This is a genomic window from Priestia megaterium (assembly GCF_046599315.1).
Classification (GTDB): Bacteria; Bacillota; Bacilli; order Bacillales; family Bacillaceae_H; genus Priestia; species Priestia megaterium_F.
In genome coordinates, this window is record NZ_JBKIKC010000009.1 from 1 (window position 1) to 16,647 (window position 16,647).

The window sequence follows — 16,647 nt, forward strand, 5'->3', positions numbered from 1 at the left end:
ACAGCTAGACGGTGTAATTCTGTAATGATTTGGTGAGTAGCAAAACGGTTCACTACTGTAATTTTTGCTTCATCCGCACTTAAGTGTTGGCGAGCTGTCATTGCAGTTAACAAACCACCGTAACCGCCGCCTAAAATTAAAATATGTTTTGACATAGTCGATCCTCCGTCCACACTTTTTAATGAAAATTATTTTCTTTCGTTTGTAATGTCTAAATACGCTTGTGCAAAGCGGAATAGTTTTTGAGCTTGTGGATCTTTAAGCATGCGTAATAAACCGAATAAACCGATTGAATTAGAAGCATTTGCTTCTGCACGATCGTTTGTTCGATTGCAGTAGCTGCAAGACCTTTTACTGTTCCTTCTACTGGCTCGATAAATTCTTTTACTCCACCAAGTAGATCTTCTTTTAATACGTCGTCAGTTAATAATGATTGCGCAACGTCGTAAGTTTTTGTAAGCACCGTTACCATTTCAGATAATTTTGGTAAATTATCTACAATTTTAATACGAGATAAAATCAACTCATTTCGTTGAAAAAATAGAGTGAAAAACCTCGTAACCCTTTGTTTAATAAAAGTTCATAAAAATAACGTGAATAATTGCCTAGGTAAATAAAATTAAAATAGGGAACTAACATAATTCCTCTTCCTACGATAAAACAAATAACGTCATATTTCAATACATACGAACTTAATATTCTACAAGTATTAAAAAGATAGGGCACATTTACTATTTAAAGAGTTTTCAAAAAATTACATTGACTTACTGTAGTGTTCTACATATAATCTAAATATAACATCTTATGTAAGGAGATATAACATGGTTATAGTGGATGAACTTTATCATAATGTGGTCATTACATTGCCTCAATTAAAATTAATTGAATTTATAATGAAGTTAAAAGAAGCTAAAGCACAAGAGATAGAAGAGATAAAGACGAAAATTAGTAAATATGAAGAGAAGAAACGTGCTGAAGAAGCTTGGTATCAATCACTATCGCCGTTTCGTAAATTTTTTACCGGGCGTCCTTTAAGTCAGCATCAAGCGGTCGAATATATGGTATACGTAAAGGAACGCTTTAAAAAAATTGATAACCTTAAAGCGCAAATGAGAGAACTTCATGACGTACTCGAACTAATAAAAGCAGAAAATGAAGAAACAAGTGAAATTACGCTTTCGCCTGCTATTGTACAAGAAATAAAACGACTAAAAAACTGTGGAGACGTGGCTATATGAGCGTTAATGAACTAAGTTTAGGTATAAATACGACGTGGGTTGTGTTAACAGCCGCGATGATTTTGTTAATGGAAGGCGGCTTTGCCTTACTAGAGGCAGGGTTTGTCCGCTATAAAAATAGCGTAAATATTATTATGAAAGTATTCGCTGATATTACAATAGGAACGCTTTGTTTCTATTTAATTGGTTTTGGATTGATGTACGGAGACGATTTAGGTGGGATTGTCGGTAAAAGCGGCTTTGCGCTATCAGGGAATTTATCGCATCTCGACATTCCGATTGGGCTTGAAACGTTTTGGCTGTTTCAATGTGCTTTTGTTATTGCTGTCATCTCGATCGTTTCTGGAGCAGTAGCAGAACGAATTAATTTCCGTGCATACCTTCTATATGCAATTTTAATGACTACATTTATTTATCCTATAGCCGGTCACTGGATTTGGGGAGGCGGATGGATTAGTAAGTTAGGAATGCTGGATTTTGCTGGTTCAGCAGTTATTCATGCACTAGGTGGTTTTTCAGCTTTAGCAGCTGCAATAATGATTGGACCAAGAAAAGGAAAATTCACGAAAAATGGAATTAGTTCTGTTTCTCTTCCAAGCAATCTGCCGCTTGCATCAGTGGGTGCTTTTTTATTATGGTTTGGCTGGTTTGGGTTTAACGCAGGAAGTACGCTAAGTGCCACTGACGTTAGAATTGGTCACATTGCTATTGTCACAATGTTATCAGCAGCATCAGGCGGAGCAGCTACTTTATTTTATACCTTATTTCGCTACAACCGTTCAGATGCACCTTCTGTGATAAATGGTTCGCTTGCCGGACTGGTTGGCATCACAGCGGGCTGTGCTTTTGTTAATACACCATCTGCAATTTTTATTGGAGCTGTATCTGGCTTATTAATGATGGCAGCTACAAACTGGCTTGAAGCACGTCAAATTGACGATCCTGTAGGAGCTTTTCCTGTACACGCTGCTTCGGGAATATGGGGAACGTTGGCTGTGGGCTTGTTTTCTACAGATGGTGGAGTGTTTACAGGAGGAGGGTGGACGCTACTCGGTGTTCAACTTCTTGGATTAATCGCTCTATGCATTTGGGGCTTTGTTACAACGTGGATAGGGTTAAAGGTTATTTCCTTGGTGGTTCCGCTTCGATCTACAGAAGAAGAAGAAGAAGTGGGCTTAGATATCAGCTATCATGGTATCATGGCAGCTCATCAAGCTCCTGAATTTATTGAATATGAAAACTACTATGCGGAAGTGAAAGAAAAAACCGCGGATTCTTAAGGGAAGGCTGCTCTTTATAACCAAAGGGCAGCTTTTTTATGTGGGAAAAAATAGGTTTAAAAAACTCGGTTTAAATGATTGAAAAGTCAGAATATTTGTGTTATATTATAAAAAAGCCAAGGAGTTGATTTCTTATGAAAAAGAATTTACTTAATTCACCGCAAAAATCCAACGGAAAGGTGCTTGATGCATTATTCGCTGAGATGATTTTAGACAAAGCGATTGCAGAATTTCGTAAAGCACAGCTAAAAGAAGAAATCGACCGCACGCTATTAATGAAAAATAAAGAAGAGTTTTTAAAGCTCTCATCAGAACTTAAACAAATTTCCTAATTACTTACTATACTTCACACACCATCTATTTTAGATGGTGTGTTTTATTTTTGAGAACTAGTAAAAGGAATTAATTAGTAATAAATACGATTACATTCCTATTTAATACTTTATTTACTTTAATTGTATTGGATTCATTTGTGGATTTTTTTAACATAAATAAGAATTAAAGAGGAGGGATTCAGTTGGGACATTTATTATTGGTAGATAGCTTGATTGTAGGTATTGTTTGTATTGTGCTCGGGATTTTATTTAGAGCTCACAAAACAAGCAAATTGTTGTATGGAATAGGAATTGTATTTGGACTTGTTTTTGTAATTGGGACAGTTAGTCATTCTTCATCTAATACAAAAACTTCGTCAATTACAGCCGAGAAAGTAGAAGCAAACCAAAAAGGCAGTAAAGACACGTCAGAACTTACAGCTCTCGTTACTAAAGGAATGACAGATAAAGAATTTCAAAAAGAAAAAGAGAAAGCGGCTTTTCAACAGTCAGACTTAATTGCGCTAGGTAACGAAGAAGTCGGATATGTGATAAAAGCTGAAGATGGTTACGTTGTAGCTGATACGAACGGCAAAACCATTTCAAATGTTGAAACATTTAAAACGGCTGATGAAGTAGAGCAGTATGAATTAAATGAAGTGAAAAAAATACATAAAGATGTAAGAACAGTTGATGCTCATTATACGGCTTTAGATTTAGAAAACTTACAAGATTTTGATCGAAAAATTGATGAGGTGCTGAAGCGCGTCGGTCTTACAAAAAAAGAGTTCAATGAATTAAAATTAAAAGATGTTAAAACATTAACATCTCATGAAGTAGAGGTGATGAAAGCTATACGGGATTCTGTTTCGCCCATTACAAAAGATACGCTGCTGCAAAAGATGATTCCTGCTAAAGATATTGAAAAGTATGTAGATGGATCTTATACAGCAGTAGGAGGGTACGTAGCTAAAGCCGAAGATGTCCATGATATTACTTCTTACAAAGATTTTGTTGAAAGCTTACGTTTAGATTATACAGATGGCTCGGGTAAAAGGCAGTTTCCTGAAGAAGGATCAGTGTATGGTGTAATTAAATTTAAATCACAAGCCGTAAGCCACGTTGATATTCCATACGGAACTGTGTTTGGAGGAAAAACAACAGATGGACCTCCATGCACGCTTAATGGGTTTCAGGGTCTCGAAACGGGGAAACTGTTCCAGAGTTCAAGTTTGATAACTATTATCCACCAGCAAACGATGCAGAACTATACCAAGTGGTAAATGGAGAAGAAGTGCTTTTAGCTACCTATGTGGCGGAAGAAAAACGATTTGTGCCAGCCATTGCTAAACTACTATAAAGGACTGTTTTTTATGATTCGAAAAGGTTTGTATGCAACATATTATGAACGAGATTACGAATGTTATGAAATGGAAAACGGCTGTATAAAGCTGATTAGTTATGATAAAGATGACGTAGCAAATGGATTCATTTCATACAATGACACGACATTCACAAAAGAAATTCCTAGAGAGGCTGTTGAAGAAGTATTTTTTGTAGCTCCGTATGCTACTTATCAAAATGAAACGTTTGGGGTGTCAGGTTCTTCTGATGGTCGGGTGCTTTTAACCACATCTGAAAAAGAAAAAGCTGATAGATACGATTTTCAACGAACGGATAAATATCTATATGAAAAACATGTGTTAACAAAAGAAGTGAAGTTAACGGAGAAAAAAACGCCTTATTTATAAAACGCCATAATAAAAAGAGGATGCATGCGCATCCTCTTTTTATTTAATCAATTTTCTTGAAGCGTTTCTGTTTGTACTATCATTTGTACGAAGGAAGGTAATACCAAGACCAATTAATCCTCCTATAATAGCAGGAACAATCCAGCCGAGACCCACTCCATACATAGGTAAAATCGATGTAAACAGATCGTTTACTGCCGCAATTTTGAATCCAGCAGCATTTAAGCCATCAAATAAACTAACGATAAACGTTAAAAGAAGGCTTCCTTGATATACTTCAGAACGCCCTTTGAATAAAGGGTGTAAAAATGTTAAAGCAATTAACACAATAGCTAATGGATAAATAGCTGTTAAGACCGGAACCGAAATAGCAATTAATTCCGTTAAACCAAAGTTTGCTACAACGGCGCTGAATACTGATAAAATGACAGCAATCAACTTATAAGAAACCTTTGGAAACAGCTTATGGAAAAAGGAAGAACAAGATGTTACAAGGCCTACACTTGTTGTTAAACAAGCAACCGTAATCATCAGACCCAAAAGGATTCCTCCGTAAGAGCCAAAGTAGTAATCTGATACTTTAGCCAAAACCGTACCGCCGTTATCAAGACGGCCAAGTTCTGATACGCTTGAAGCACCCATGTAGGACAATGCGCTATAAATAAGAGCTAAAATAACGGCAGCGATAGCCGTAGCTTTTGCACAAATTGTGATAATTTGTCGGTTTGTTTTTGCTCCTTTTTCTTTAATTGCATTAATAATAATAATTCCAAAAACAAATGATGCTAGTGTATCCATTGTTAAATAACCTTCTTGGAAGCCTTTAAAGAATGCGTGAGTTGTATAAGCTTCGCTTGGTGCTTCAAATTTTCCAATCGGATTCACAACGGCTACAATTACTAATATTCCGATAAATGTTAATTTAATAGGTGTTAAAACTTTACCTACTAAGTCGACAATTTTCGCAGGATTTAGCGAAAAAAAGCACGTAATTGTAAAGAAAATTACGGTGAAAATGATAAGGGGAAGATGACCTGAATTTTCTGATAAAAAAGGCTTAACGCCAATTTCAAACGAAACACTTCCCGTTCTTGGCATTGCAAAAAGTGGCCCGATTGCCAAGTATAAAATCGTAGTAAAGATAATACCAAAAGCTGGATGTACACGACTAGCTAAAGACTGTAGATCCTCTTTTCCGGAAAAACCAAATGCGAGAACGCCTAGAAGAGGCAGACCTACACCTGTTACTAAAAATCCAGCATTTGCTGACCAAATATTGCTTCCGGCAGACTGACCTAACATTGCAGGGAAAATTAAATTACCTGCGCCGAAGAATAGGGCGAAAAGCATAAAGCCAATAACCACTATAAATGAAAAAGGAACTTTGTTTGACACATTAAAACCTCCAAAATTATAAATGCTTTTTATTATCGCGTTGAATAATTAAAATTTTCAGAATTTTATATTCGAATAATAAAAATAAACATGTATCGTATTATACTAACCTAAAATGCATATTTCAATATAAAATTTGATTTTTTTAATTTATTCGCTGAAATAGTAAAAATAGAAAAATACTTAGCAAAAAAATCTCAATATACAACAATTATTTGATATGATAAAACAGAACCGTGACTTTTAAAAATTCGCATGTGCGGTCTTACATTCTTTTAGTAAAGAGCTGTTTACATAAGATGCTGTAAGGGTGTATATTTATACACGGTTCGTTGAACTGCATATGCTCAATGGATGAAGTCAACTGTGCGAAAGGAGCAAGAAAGTGAAAAGGTTAGGTCTAGCAACTCAGATTCTAATTGGACTGATTTTAGGCGTAGCTGTAGGTGCTATCTTTTACGGAAGCAATACGGCCATTTCTATTTTACAGCCAGTTGGAGACATATTTATTCATTTAATTAAGATGATTGTCGTACCAATTGTGATCTCAGCATTAATCGTAGCGGTCGCAGGAGTAGGCGATATCAAAAAATTAGGTAAGCTTGGCGGAAAAACAATTCTTTATTTTGAGATTGTTACAACCATTGCTATTGTAGTGGGGATTATTGCCGCTAACTTATTTCACCCTGGTGCAGGGGTTGATATGGGACATATTGAAAAAAGCGATATTTCTCAATATGAGGCAACGGCAAAAACGTCTGAAAGTACAGGAATTGCTCAGGAGCTTCTTCATATTGTTCCGACAAATGTCTTTCAATCGGTAGCAGAAGGCGATCTTTTACCAATTATTTTATTTTCCGTATTGTTTGGTGTAGGCGTAGCTTCGATTGGAGAGAGGGGAAAACCTGTTTTAGCCTTTTTTGAAGGCGTCTTGGATGCGATGTTTTGGGTAACTAATTTGGTGATGAAATTTGCTCCAGTAGGTGTATTTGCGCTTATTGGCGTTAATATTATAAAGTTTGGTGTCGGATCACTAATTCCATTAGGGAAATTAGTGTTCGCCGTTTACTTCACCATGATTTTCTTTGTGCTTGTAGTTCTTGGAATCATCGCTAAAATGGCTGGAACAAGTATGTTTACACTGATAAAAGTGTTAAAAGACGAGTTGCTTCTTGCTTTTACAACGGCAAGTTCAGAAGCCGTTTTACCATCTCTTATCAAAAAGATGGAGGACTTCGGTTGTTCTAAATCGGTTACATCATTTGTAATTCCAACAGGCTACACGTTTAACTTAGATGGTTCAACCATTTATCAGGCGCTGGCATCGCTGTTTATTGCTCAAATGTACGGCATCGACCTTTCCATTATGGATCAAATTCAGCTCCTTCTTGTCCTGATGTTAACGTCAAAAGGAATGGCTGGCGTGCCGGGGGCATCATTTGTAGTTGTACTTGCTACACTTGAATCCATGGGCTTTCCACTCGAAGGCATGGCATTTATTGCAGGAATCGACCGCATTCTTGATATGATGCGTACAACAGTTAACGTAGTAGGAAATGCTTTAGCCGCGATTGTAATGTCGAAGTCTGAAGGCGAATTTGATAAGCAAAAATCATTAAATTACACAAATGAATTAAAGAAATCAAATATAGCTTAATGCAAAAAAAGCCGGGAATCTGCCCGGCTTTTTTTGTTTGGAGCCGCTTGTTATCTTTTTTGAAACATATGGTAAAATAAAAGAAATGAGAGACAAAGGAAGTGTCATAATGACGGAAACTGTTCAGTTAATTAAAAAGCTTGTTTCGATTCCCAGTCCTTCTGGAAATACGGAAAAGGTTATTTCGTTTGTCGAAGACTATGTAAAAGAGTTAAATGTTCAAACGTATCGCAATCGAAAAGGAGGCTTAGTCGCTACTATTCCCGGTAAAGATACTAATCATCACCGCATGCTGACGGCTCACGTCGATACACTAGGTGCCATGGTAAAAGAAATTAAACCGAGTGGGCGTCTGAAAATCGATTTGATTGGAGGGTTTCGCTACAATTCCATTGAAGGGGAATATTGTGAAATCGAAACGTCAGCAGGAGAAGTATTTACAGGAACCATCCTTATGCATCAAACATCTGTTCATGTGTATAAAGATGCAGGAAAAGCGGAGCGAAATCAAGAAAATATAGAAATTCGACTGGATGAAAAAGTACATAGCGCAGAGGATATTCGCAGCCTCGGAATTGAAGTCGGCGATTTTGTTTCCTTTGATCCTCGTGTAGAAATAACAAAAAGCGGTTTTATTAAATCTCGTCATCTTGATGATAAAGCAAGCGTAGCTTTATTGCTTCAGCTTATTAAAACGATTCAAGAAGAACAAATAGAACTGCCATATACCACGCACTTTCTCATTTCAAATAATGAAGAAATTGGGTATGGAGGAAACTCCAACATTACGCCTCAAACGGTAGAATACTTAGCGGTTGATATGGGTGCTATGGGAGATGGGCAATCTACCGATGAATACACCGTGTCTATTTGTGTAAAAGATTCAAGCGGCCCTTATCATTACGGTTTGAGAAAGCATTTGGTGGAGCTAGCCAATCAGCATGATATTGAGTACAAATTAGATATTTATCCGTTTTACGGATCAGATGCTTCTGCTGCTATTCGCGCCGGACACGACATCGTACACGGCTTAATTGGTCCAGGAATTGATTCTTCTCATGCGTTTGAGAGAACGCATCAAGATTCATTGAATCATACGTATAAGCTTCTTTATAACTATGTACAGTCAAACATGGTTCTGCTTTAAGAAATGAATAGTTAGCTAATGCATTTTTATGCAAAAGAGTTCAGGGCGGAATTGTTATATTTGTTCTTTCCTGAAAAAGAAGCCGGACAGCCGGCTTCTTTTTTAGGAGATGTTATCCGTATTTTTACTGATGCTGCATCGGATGTGTAAGAAAGCCTTTTCAAAAAGGTATGGTAATGCTTATACCTTTTGTACATTTTGTTCATTCTGAGGAGTTAAAATGTTTTTAAATTTTTAAAAGTTTCTTGTGACAAGTTTTGTAGAATGGGTTTTCAAAAGGAAATGGTTTCGTCATAATGTGGATATAGCGATCACTACAATAATCGGAGGCGAATCTTTTCATGTGGGTACTGACGGTGTATGCGGGAAAAGAAATGAAAATGTTTGAATTTGAAACTGAAAAGCAGGCGAGGGAAGCTTTTGCTAAAACAAATGGCTGTAAAGTTCTTTCAGAAGTCGTATATTATAATGATCCTCACTTAACATTGGTAGCTATATAGTAGAAAGACAAGAGCTGATTTTAGGCTCTTGTTTTTTTATAGGCACTTATGTTTTACAAAAAGAATAGAGTTGAAATAAAAAAAAATGTACGCTATGATATGGTAGTTACTTCTATTATTCTGATAGTTTAAAAGGTTCATATATATCAAACAGCAACAGTAAAGATGCCAAGAAGGCTTAATAGGGAAACTGGTGTAAGACCAGTACTGTCCCCGCAACTGTAAGTGTGGACGAACGAGTATAACCACTGTGAATAAACCACGGGAAGGTTCTCAAGTAGAATGATACACAAGTCAGGAGACCTGTCTTTATTGTGAAGTTTCTATTTCTCCGGGGAGCGGGAAGGGAAACGTTGGCTTAAAGTTGCATTCGTGTACACTTTCATTCTGACGTTTTGCCCGCTCGCATATTAGCGAAGCGGGTTTTTCTCGTAGTATAAAACTACATATCATGCAAAAAAAGGTGCGTAATGTTCGCGTTGCGTTAAATGGGAAGTCTGGTGTGAAGCCAGCGCGGTACCCGCCACTGTAAAGTGGAGCTGATTGCATTTGCCACTGTATTTGGGAAGGCGCAATCAAGTGATGAATCGAAGTCAGGAAACCAGCCTTTTTCTAATGCGAAGCTTACCCTATGGGATATAGGTGGAAGTGCAAAAACTTAGTTTGAATTTTTCTGCGCCTCTATCATTGATAGAGGCGCTTTTTTAGTAAAGGAGCGAATGAGTGTGACGACGTGGAACTTAAATGGAACAAAGCATCACGTGTTGATTTGTAATGGAAGCAGCTGTATGAGAAAAGGTGGAGAAGAAGCCACGCAAGCTATTCGAAGTAAAGTGACGGAACTGAACTTAGATGAAGCGGTTCATACAACGCGTACGCGCTGTAACGGAAGATGCAAAGATGCTCCTGTAGCTATTGTGTATCCTTCGGGAGATTGGTACAAGCAGGTCACGGAAAACGTGGCTCACCGGATTGTTGAAGAGCATTTAGCAGGTGGCTGCAGCATAAAGGAATCGCTTATTTATGAATACGATCAAAATGGTTTCATTTCTCCAGAAACCAGTGACTCCATAGAAGGAATTGACAAAGTAAAAAGTAACGCATAAAGGAGGAGTTAGCATGAAAGGTAAACTGTTAGTTATTGGATTTGGCCCAGGAAGCTTTGAACATATTACACAGAGAGCAAGAGAAGCCATTCAAGAAAGTGATATGATCATCGGTTATAAAACCTACGTGGAATTAATTCAAGGACTGTTAACGAATCAGCAAATTATTAGTACAGGAATGACCGAAGAAGTAAGCCGTGCACAAGAAGCTGTAAAGCAAGCTGAAGCTGGGAAAACAGTAGCGGTCATTTCAAGCGGAGATGCAGGAGTATATGGAATGGCCGGCCTTGTGTATGAGGTGTTGATTGAAAAGGGCTGGAAAAAAGAAACGGGCGTAGAGCTGGAAGTAATTCCTGGCATTTCGGCGATTAACTCATGCGCATCTCTCCTTGGCGCGCCCGTGATGCACGATGCCTGTACGATTAGTTTAAGTGATCACCTTACGCCTTGGGAATTAATTGAAAAACGAGTTGAAGCAGCTGCGCAAGCAGATTTTGTAGTCGCTTTTTATAATCCGAAAAGCGGAAGGCGAACAAGACAAATTGTTGAAGCGCAGAGAATTCTATTAAAATACCGTTCTCCTGATACGCCTGTTGGCCTTGTGAAAAGTGCTTATCGCGATCGTGAAGAAGTCGTAATGACCAATTTAAAAGACATGTTAAATCATGAAATTGGAATGTTGACTACCGTTGTTGTCGGAAATTCGTCTACGTTTTTTTACGACGATTTAATGATTACACCGCGCGGGTATCAGCGGAAATATACCCTCAACCAAACAGAGCAGCCGCTAAGACCGCATCAGAGACTTCGAAAAGAAGCGGAGCCATGGGCTCTTGACCAAGAGGAGACTGTAAAGCAAACAGCTTCAGCTATTGAAGCTGTTCAGAACAAAAGAGAAGAAACAGCAACTTCACGCGCCCTTGCAGAAGAAGCGCTTCAGGCAATTTTAGGTGAATCTACTTCTGCGGTCGTACACCAGCCAATCGAGTCTATTTTTGAAGTGGCAGTTAGTCCAGGACTTGCAAATAAGAAGTTCACGCCTGTTCAAATGACAACACTAGCAGAAGTTGTTGGTAAAAAAGGTACGATGGAGTATACACCTGACCATCAGATCAAACTGCAAATTCCAACAGTCCAGCCGGATATGATCATTGAAAAACTCCAAGCAGCTTCCTTTTTATTATCTCCGGTCGGAGACGTGCTCACAATTAAAGCGTGTGATTTTTGCGATGGAGAAAAAAGCGACGCCATTCCACATACGGAAGAATTGCAAAAACGCCTCGGCGGAATGGATATGCCAAAAGAGCTGAAGCTTGGTATCAATGGGTGCGGTATGGCTTGTTATGGTGCTGTTCAAGAAGATATCGGCATTGTCTACAGAAAGGGTGCGTTTGACTTATTTTTAGGAGCTAAAACGGTTGGACGCAACGCGCATTCAGGTCAAATTGTAGCGGAAGGAATAGCGCCTGATGAAATTGTTGAGACAGTAGAAAACATTATCCATGAATATAAAGAAAAAGGTCATCCTAATGAGCGATTTCATAAATTCTTTAAGCGCGTGAAGAACGTTTATGGATTCGACTATCAAGATATAACACCAAAAATAAAAGTAGAACCAGCTCCGTGTGGAGATTAAGAAATGGGAGGGCATTATATGAAATCAGTTTTATTTGTAGGTCATGGAAGCAGAGATCCTGAAGGGAACGATCAAATTCGCGAGTTTATCTCTACTATGAAGCATGATTGGGATGCATCTATTTTAGTAGAAACGTGTTTTCTAGAATTTGAACGTCCGAATGTAAGTCAAGGCATTGACACGTGTGTGGCAAAAGGAGCAAAAGATGTAGTTGTAATTCCAATTATGCTTTTGCCAGCTGGCCACTCAAAAATACATATTCCGGCGGCTATAGATGAAGCCAAGGAAAAATATCCACACGTAAACTTCGTGTACGGACGTCCTATTGGCGTTCATGAAGAAACCCTTGAAATTTTAAAAACGAGATTACAAGAATCAGGAGAAAACTTAGAAACACCAGCTGAAGACACGGCTGTTATTGTCTTAGGGCGAGGGGGAAGCGATCCTGATGCAAACAGTGATTTATATAAAATTACGCGCCTTCTCTGGGAAAAAACCAACTACAAAATCGTCGAAACTTCTTTTATGGGTGTGACCGCTCCATTGATTGACGAAGGGGTGGAGCGATGCTTGAAATTGGGCGCTAAAAAAGTGGTTATTCTTCCATATTTCTTATTTACAGGCGTCTTAATTAAACGTTTGGAAGAAATGGTTAAGCAGTATAAATTGCAGCATGAAGACATTGAGTTCAAGCTAGCCGGCTATTTTGGTTTTCATCCAAAACTGCAGACAATTTTAAAAGAACGCGCTGAAGAAGGGTTAGAAGGTGAAGTGAAAATGAACTGCGATACATGTCAATATCGCCTTGGCATTATGGAACATATTGATCACCATCATCATCACGACCATGACCATGATCACGGACACCATCATGACCACCACCACGAAGATAAGGTCGGCGAGCTAAAATGATTTTATTGTTAGCTGGAACTAGCGATGCACGTGCATTAGCCGTTCAAGTGAAAAAAGCAGGTTACGATGTTACGGCAACAGTTGTAACTGACAATGCAGCAATTGAATTACAGCGGGCAGAAGTGAAAGTGAAGATTGGGCGCCTCACAAAAGAAGATATGACCGCTTTTATAAACGAACACGGTATAAAAGCTATTGTTGATGCAAGTCATCCTTTTGCCGAAGAAGCGTCTAAAAATGCTATCGGGGCAGCTGCTGAAACAGCGATTCCTTACATACGCTATGAACGGGCTTCGCAGGCTTTTACCTATGACAATATGACGATGGTTTCTACGTATGAAGAAGCAGCTGAAGTAGCAGCTGAGAAAAAAGGAGTTATTTTGCTGACCACAGGCAGCAAGACGCTTCAGGTTTTTACAGAAAAGCTGCTTCCTCTTTCAGATGTACGGCTCGTTGCTCGTATGCTTCCAAGGCTGGATAATATGGAAAAGTGCCAGCAATTAGGACTGCCGCAAAAAAATATTATTGCCATTCAAGGGCCGTTTACAAAAGAGTTTGACAGAGCGCTGTATAAGCAATACGGAGTGACGGTCATGGTCACAAAAGAAAGCGGAAAAGTTGGATCTGTGGATGAAAAAGTAGAAGCAGCCAAAGAGTTAGGCTTAGATATTATTATGATTGGGCGCCCAAAAATTGAGTATGGGACCGTGTATTCTACGTTTGAAGAAGTGGTTCATGCTTTAGTAAACCAAACTAGGAGTTGATTGAGATGGATTTTCGTACAGAATTTAAACCGTTAACTGTTCAGCCTCAGCAAATTGAAGGGAAAAGTTTTGAAATGATTACGGAAGAGCTTGGACCTCATCCGTTCACAGATGAACAGTACCCAATTGTTCAGCGTGTTATTCATGCGTCTGCAGACTTTGAGCTTGGACGCAGCATGCTGTTTCACCCGGATGCGATTCAAGCAGGAATTAAAGCAATTCGCAGCGGCAAGCAAGTGGTAGCAGATGTACAAATGGTGCAAGTAGGAACAAACAAGCAGCGAATTGAAAAACACGGCGGTGAAATCAAAGTTTATATCTCAGATCCGGATGTAATGGAAGAAGCAAAGCGCTTAAATACAACGCGTGCGATCATCTCTATGCGAAAAGCAATTAAAGAAGCAGACGGTGGAATTTTTGCAATTGGAAACGCACCGACAGCTTTACTTGAATTAATTCGCTTGGTTAAAGAAGGAGAAGCGAAGCCCGGACTTGTTATCGGTCTGCCGGTAGGATTTGTTTCAGCAGCTGAATCTAAAGAAGAGCTTGCCAAACTTGACATACCGTTTATTACAAACATCGGCCGAAAAGGCGGTAGTACGGTAACGGTTGCTGCATTAAATGCAATTTCAATTCTTGCAGATCAGGTGTAACACATGAAGGAAGTACCAAAAGAACCTAAGAAACTCAGAGAAGGCTATACGACGGGTGCTTGTGCAACGGCAGCTACGAGAGCAGCGCTGCTTACGCTAATTTCAGGAGAAGTGCAAGATGAGTCAACAATTTATTTACCTGTCGGTCGGTTTGCTACTTTTCATCTTGAAGAATGCGAGTATCGCACAAGCAGTGCCGTAGCAAGCATCATTAAAGATGCTGGAGATGATCCCGATGCCACGCACGGAGCGCTGATTATTTCTGAAGTTTCCTGGTGTAATGGTGTAAACATTATCATTGATGGAGGAGTGGGGGTAGGGCGTGTGACAAAGCCCGGCCTGCCCGTTCCTGTGGGTGAAGCAGCCATTAACCCTGTTCCACGAAAGATGCTGAAAGAAACGGCTGAACAGCTTCTAGCTGAATATAACATCCAAAAGGGTGTTAAGATTGTCATTTCTGTTCCTCAGGGAGAGGAAATGGCGAAAAAGACATTAAATTCGCGTCTAGGTATTTTAGGCGGCATTTCGATACTGGGGACAAGAGGTATTGTCGTTCCGTTCTCAACAGCTGCTTATAAAGCAAGTATCGTGCAGGCGATTAGCGTTGCTAAAGCCAGCAACTGTGAGCACGTTGTCATTACTACAGGGGGCCGAAGCGAAAAGTATGGAATGAAACAGTTCCCTGAACTTCCAGAAGAAGCATTTATAGAGATGGGAGATTTTGTTGGGTTCACTTTAAAACAATGTAAAAAGCAAGGAATGAAAAAAGTGTCGCTTGTAGGCATGATGGGGAAGTTTTCAAAAGTTGCTCAAGGCGTTATGATGGTTCATTCCAAAAGTGCACCTATTGATTTTAATTTTTTAGCAAAAGCAGCTTCTGAGTCAGGCGCTTCTGCTGAACTGGTAGAAGAAATAAAAGGCGCAAACACAGCTTCTCAAGTGGGGGATTTAATGATGCAAAGCGGTCATCATCAGTTTTTTGAGAAATTGTGCGAGTACTGCTGTTTATCAGCATTAAAGGAAGTAGGGGACGGAATCGATGTCGATACGTCTCTTTACACATTAAAAGGAGATTTTTTAGGACAGGCGGTGCAACATGGCAATTAAGATTATTGGAATTGGTGACGATGGAAAATTAAGTTTGCTTCCTATGTATGAGCAGTGGATTTACGAAAGCGATGTGTTAATTGGAGGGAAGCGTCACCTGGACTTTTTTCAAGATTTTGAAGGAGAAAAAGTAGCTATTGAAGGAGGTCTTTCTTCCCTTGTTGAACGTTTAAAAAACGAAGAAAGAAATGCGGTTGTGTTAGCATCAGGCGACCCGTTATTTTATGGAATTGGAAGCTACCTTTCTACGAAGCTAGACGTTGAAATATACCCTTATTTAAGTTCTATTCAGCTTGCATTTGCACGTTTAAAAGAGCGATGGCAAGACGCTTATTTTACAAGTGTTCATGGCAGAAGCATAAAGGGACTGGCCCAGCGCATTGACGGTTATAAAACAGTCGCGATTTTAACCGATGAGCAAAATTCCCCTAGTGCTCTGGCAAACTACTTATTGTCATTTGGCATGACAGAATACAAGATGTTTGTAGCAGAGAATTTAGGAGGAGAAATGGAGCGCTGTCAGCTGCTTTCATTGGAAGAGGCGGCAAACCAACTCTTCTCTCCTCTTAATGTCGTAATATTAAAGCAGGTAGAAAAAAGTCCAGTCTGGCCTCTTGGAATAGAGGACGATAAATTTATTCAACGCAAGCCGGATAAGGGACTTATCACCAAAAAAGAAGTTCGTACACTTAGCATTAGCGCCCTGCAGCTAAAAAGAGACAGTGTCGTATGGGATATCGGAACATGCACGGGTTCAGTCGCGATTGAAGCTGCTAAAATTGCGCGTGAAGGCCAAATTTTTGCCGTGGAAAAAAATGAAGCAGACTTGGAAAATTGCAGGGAAAATCTAGCGAAATTTCGAGTTGATGCCCATACTGTGCACGGAAAAGCACCAGAAGGACTAAATGAGTTTGCTGATCCTGATGCAGTGTTTATCGGAGGTACAGCAGGAGGTATGGAAACCATTTTGGACGTGTGCTGCAGCCGCTTAAATTCAGGAGGACGCATCGTATTAAACGCCGTGACAATTGAAAATTTAGCAGAAGCGATGAAAGCTTTTAAAGAGAGAGGATTTGAGACTGCTGTTACCCTTGCGCAAATTTCAAGAAGCAAGCCAATTTTACATCTAACACGCTTTGACGCTTTAAACCCTATTTATATTATTACAGCCCAAAAAGGAGAATGAA

General features: G+C 39.2%; 16 protein-coding genes, 2 pseudogenes and 2 riboswitches. Of the genes and pseudogenes, 15 read left to right on the forward strand and 3 right to left on the reverse strand.

The features are described 5' to 3' along the window. Positions 1–155, reverse strand: a pseudogene (locus ACLHDF_RS21595) (pyridine nucleotide-disulfide oxidoreductase); the annotation flags it as partial. A 33-nt stretch (positions 156–188) separates the two neighbouring features. Then, positions 189–502, reverse strand: a pseudogene (locus tag ACLHDF_RS21600) (DUF1641 domain-containing protein); the annotation flags it as partial. A gap of 319 nt (positions 503–821) precedes the next feature. Between ACLHDF_RS21600 and ACLHDF_RS21605 the strand changes: the two are divergent. The 5 genes from ACLHDF_RS21605 (at position 822) to ACLHDF_RS21625 (ending at position 4,583) form a co-directional block, all read left to right on the forward strand. Beyond that, complete coding sequence (locus ACLHDF_RS21605; RefSeq protein ID WP_413920498.1) at positions 822–1,238, forward strand: hypothetical protein; 417 nt, start codon at positions 822–824, stop codon at positions 1,236–1,238. Beyond that, positions 1,235–2,518 carry an ammonium transporter gene (locus ACLHDF_RS21610; protein ID WP_413920497.1) on the forward strand — a complete coding sequence of 428 codons (1,284 nt, stop codon included), beginning with the start codon at positions 1,235–1,237 and terminating at the stop codon, positions 2,516–2,518. Before ACLHDF_RS21605 ends, ACLHDF_RS21610 begins: the two co-directional genes overlap by 4 nt. A 134-nt stretch (positions 2,519–2,652) precedes the next feature. Then, complete coding sequence (locus ACLHDF_RS21615; RefSeq protein WP_013057324.1) at positions 2,653–2,850, forward strand: IDEAL domain-containing protein; 198 nt, start codon at positions 2,653–2,655, stop codon at positions 2,848–2,850. A gap of 185 nt (positions 2,851–3,035) precedes the next feature. Further along, positions 3,036–4,115: a hypothetical protein gene (locus tag ACLHDF_RS21620; RefSeq protein WP_413920496.1), complete on the forward strand. Its 1,080-nt coding sequence runs from the start codon at positions 3,036–3,038 to the stop codon at positions 4,113–4,115. Positions 4,116–4,205: 90 nt separating this feature from the next. Next, a complete protein-coding gene (locus tag ACLHDF_RS21625) occupies positions 4,206–4,583 on the forward strand; it encodes a hypothetical protein (RefSeq protein WP_413920495.1) in 378 nt (125 codons plus the stop codon). Positions 4,584–4,622: 39 nt separating this feature from the next. Here the strand turns inward: ACLHDF_RS21625 and brnQ are convergent, their stop codons facing one another. Beyond that, positions 4,623–5,978 carry a branched-chain amino acid transport system II carrier protein gene (brnQ, locus tag ACLHDF_RS21630; protein ID WP_413920494.1) on the reverse strand — a complete coding sequence of 452 codons (1,356 nt, stop codon included), beginning with the start codon at positions 5,976–5,978 and terminating at the stop codon, positions 4,623–4,625. 385 nt (positions 5,979–6,363) lie between these two features. On the opposite strand from brnQ, the gene ACLHDF_RS21635 reads away from it, so the two are divergent. The 10 genes from ACLHDF_RS21635 (at position 6,364) to cbiE (ending at position 16,646) form a co-directional block, all read left to right on the forward strand. Further along, the gene (locus tag ACLHDF_RS21635; protein WP_413920493.1) at positions 6,364–7,635 is read left to right on the forward strand and encodes a cation:dicarboxylate symporter family transporter; all 1,272 of its coding nucleotides are present in this window, start codon (positions 6,364–6,366) and stop codon (positions 7,633–7,635) included. 109 nt (positions 7,636–7,744) lie between these two features. After that, positions 7,745–8,782 (forward strand): M42 family metallopeptidase, encoded by a 1,038-nt coding sequence (locus ACLHDF_RS21640; protein WP_413920492.1) that lies wholly within the window; start codon positions 7,745–7,747, stop codon positions 8,780–8,782. Positions 8,783–9,123: 341 nt separating this feature from the next. Then, positions 9,124–9,282, forward strand: coding sequence for a hypothetical protein (locus ACLHDF_RS21645; protein ID WP_013057318.1), 159 nt, complete (start codon positions 9,124–9,126; stop codon positions 9,280–9,282). A 146-nt stretch (positions 9,283–9,428) separates the two neighbouring features. Further along, a riboswitch (cobalamin riboswitch) is annotated at positions 9,429–9,608 on the forward strand. A 118-nt stretch (positions 9,609–9,726) separates the two neighbouring features. Beyond that, positions 9,727–9,907: riboswitch (cobalamin riboswitch) on the forward strand. Between the two features lie 100 nt (positions 9,908–10,007). Further along, positions 10,008–10,388 carry a (2Fe-2S) ferredoxin domain-containing protein gene (locus ACLHDF_RS21650; RefSeq protein WP_413920681.1) on the forward strand — a complete coding sequence of 127 codons (381 nt, stop codon included), beginning with the start codon at positions 10,008–10,010 and terminating at the stop codon, positions 10,386–10,388. A 13-nt stretch (positions 10,389–10,401) separates the two neighbouring features. Then, complete coding sequence (cobJ, locus tag ACLHDF_RS21655; RefSeq protein WP_413920682.1) at positions 10,402–12,024, forward strand: precorrin-3B C(17)-methyltransferase; 1,623 nt, start codon at positions 10,402–10,404, stop codon at positions 12,022–12,024. 18 nt (positions 12,025–12,042) lie between these two features. Beyond that, positions 12,043–12,936, forward strand: coding sequence for a sirohydrochlorin chelatase (locus tag ACLHDF_RS21660; RefSeq protein WP_413920683.1), 894 nt, complete (start codon positions 12,043–12,045; stop codon positions 12,934–12,936). Further along, positions 12,933–13,700 (forward strand): precorrin-6A reductase, encoded by a 768-nt coding sequence (gene cobK / locus ACLHDF_RS21665; protein ID WP_413920684.1) that lies wholly within the window; start codon positions 12,933–12,935, stop codon positions 13,698–13,700. Before ACLHDF_RS21660 ends, cobK begins: the two co-directional genes overlap by 4 nt. Positions 13,701–13,705: 5 nt before the next feature. Beyond that, positions 13,706–14,353 (forward strand): precorrin-8X methylmutase, encoded by a 648-nt coding sequence (locus ACLHDF_RS21670; RefSeq protein WP_413920685.1) that lies wholly within the window; start codon positions 13,706–13,708, stop codon positions 14,351–14,353. A gap of 3 nt (positions 14,354–14,356) precedes the next feature. After that, on the forward strand, positions 14,357–15,460 hold the full coding sequence (locus ACLHDF_RS21675) for a cobalt-precorrin-5B (C(1))-methyltransferase (RefSeq protein WP_413920686.1): 1,104 nt from the start codon (positions 14,357–14,359) through the stop codon (positions 15,458–15,460). After that, positions 15,450–16,646: a precorrin-6y C5,15-methyltransferase (decarboxylating) subunit CbiE gene (gene cbiE, locus ACLHDF_RS21680; RefSeq protein ID WP_413920687.1), complete on the forward strand. Its 1,197-nt coding sequence runs from the start codon at positions 15,450–15,452 to the stop codon at positions 16,644–16,646. The genes ACLHDF_RS21675 and cbiE overlap by 11 nt, the downstream gene beginning before the upstream one ends. Position 16,647: the final 1 nt, after the last annotated feature.

Bases quoted from the DNA above. Each gene is read 5' to 3' on its own strand.
- ACLHDF_RS21675 (WP_413920686.1), top strand. From the start codon at position 14,357: ATGAAGGAAGTACCAAAAGAACCTAAGAAACTCAGAGAAGGCTATACG.
- ACLHDF_RS21610 (WP_413920497.1), top strand. From the start codon at position 1,235: ATGAGCGTTAATGAACTAAGTTTAGGTATAAATACGACGTGGGTTGTG.
- ACLHDF_RS21605 (WP_413920498.1), top strand. From the start codon at position 822: ATGGTTATAGTGGATGAACTTTATCATAATGTGGTCATTACATTGCCT.
- cobJ (WP_413920682.1), top strand. From the start codon at position 10,402: ATGAAAGGTAAACTGTTAGTTATTGGATTTGGCCCAGGAAGCTTTGAA.
- ACLHDF_RS21640 (WP_413920492.1), top strand. From the start codon at position 7,745: ATGACGGAAACTGTTCAGTTAATTAAAAAGCTTGTTTCGATTCCCAGT.
- ACLHDF_RS21625 (WP_413920495.1), top strand. From the start codon at position 4,206: ATGATTCGAAAAGGTTTGTATGCAACATATTATGAACGAGATTACGAA.
- ACLHDF_RS21645 (WP_013057318.1), top strand. From the start codon at position 9,124: ATGTGGGTACTGACGGTGTATGCGGGAAAAGAAATGAAAATGTTTGAA.
- cobK (WP_413920684.1), top strand. From the start codon at position 12,933: ATGATTTTATTGTTAGCTGGAACTAGCGATGCACGTGCATTAGCCGTT.
- ACLHDF_RS21670 (WP_413920685.1), top strand. From the start codon at position 13,706: ATGGATTTTCGTACAGAATTTAAACCGTTAACTGTTCAGCCTCAGCAA.
- cbiE (WP_413920687.1), top strand. From the start codon at position 15,450: ATGGCAATTAAGATTATTGGAATTGGTGACGATGGAAAATTAAGTTTG.
- ACLHDF_RS21615 (WP_013057324.1), top strand. From the start codon at position 2,653: ATGAAAAAGAATTTACTTAATTCACCGCAAAAATCCAACGGAAAGGTG.
- ACLHDF_RS21660 (WP_413920683.1), top strand. From the start codon at position 12,043: ATGAAATCAGTTTTATTTGTAGGTCATGGAAGCAGAGATCCTGAAGGG.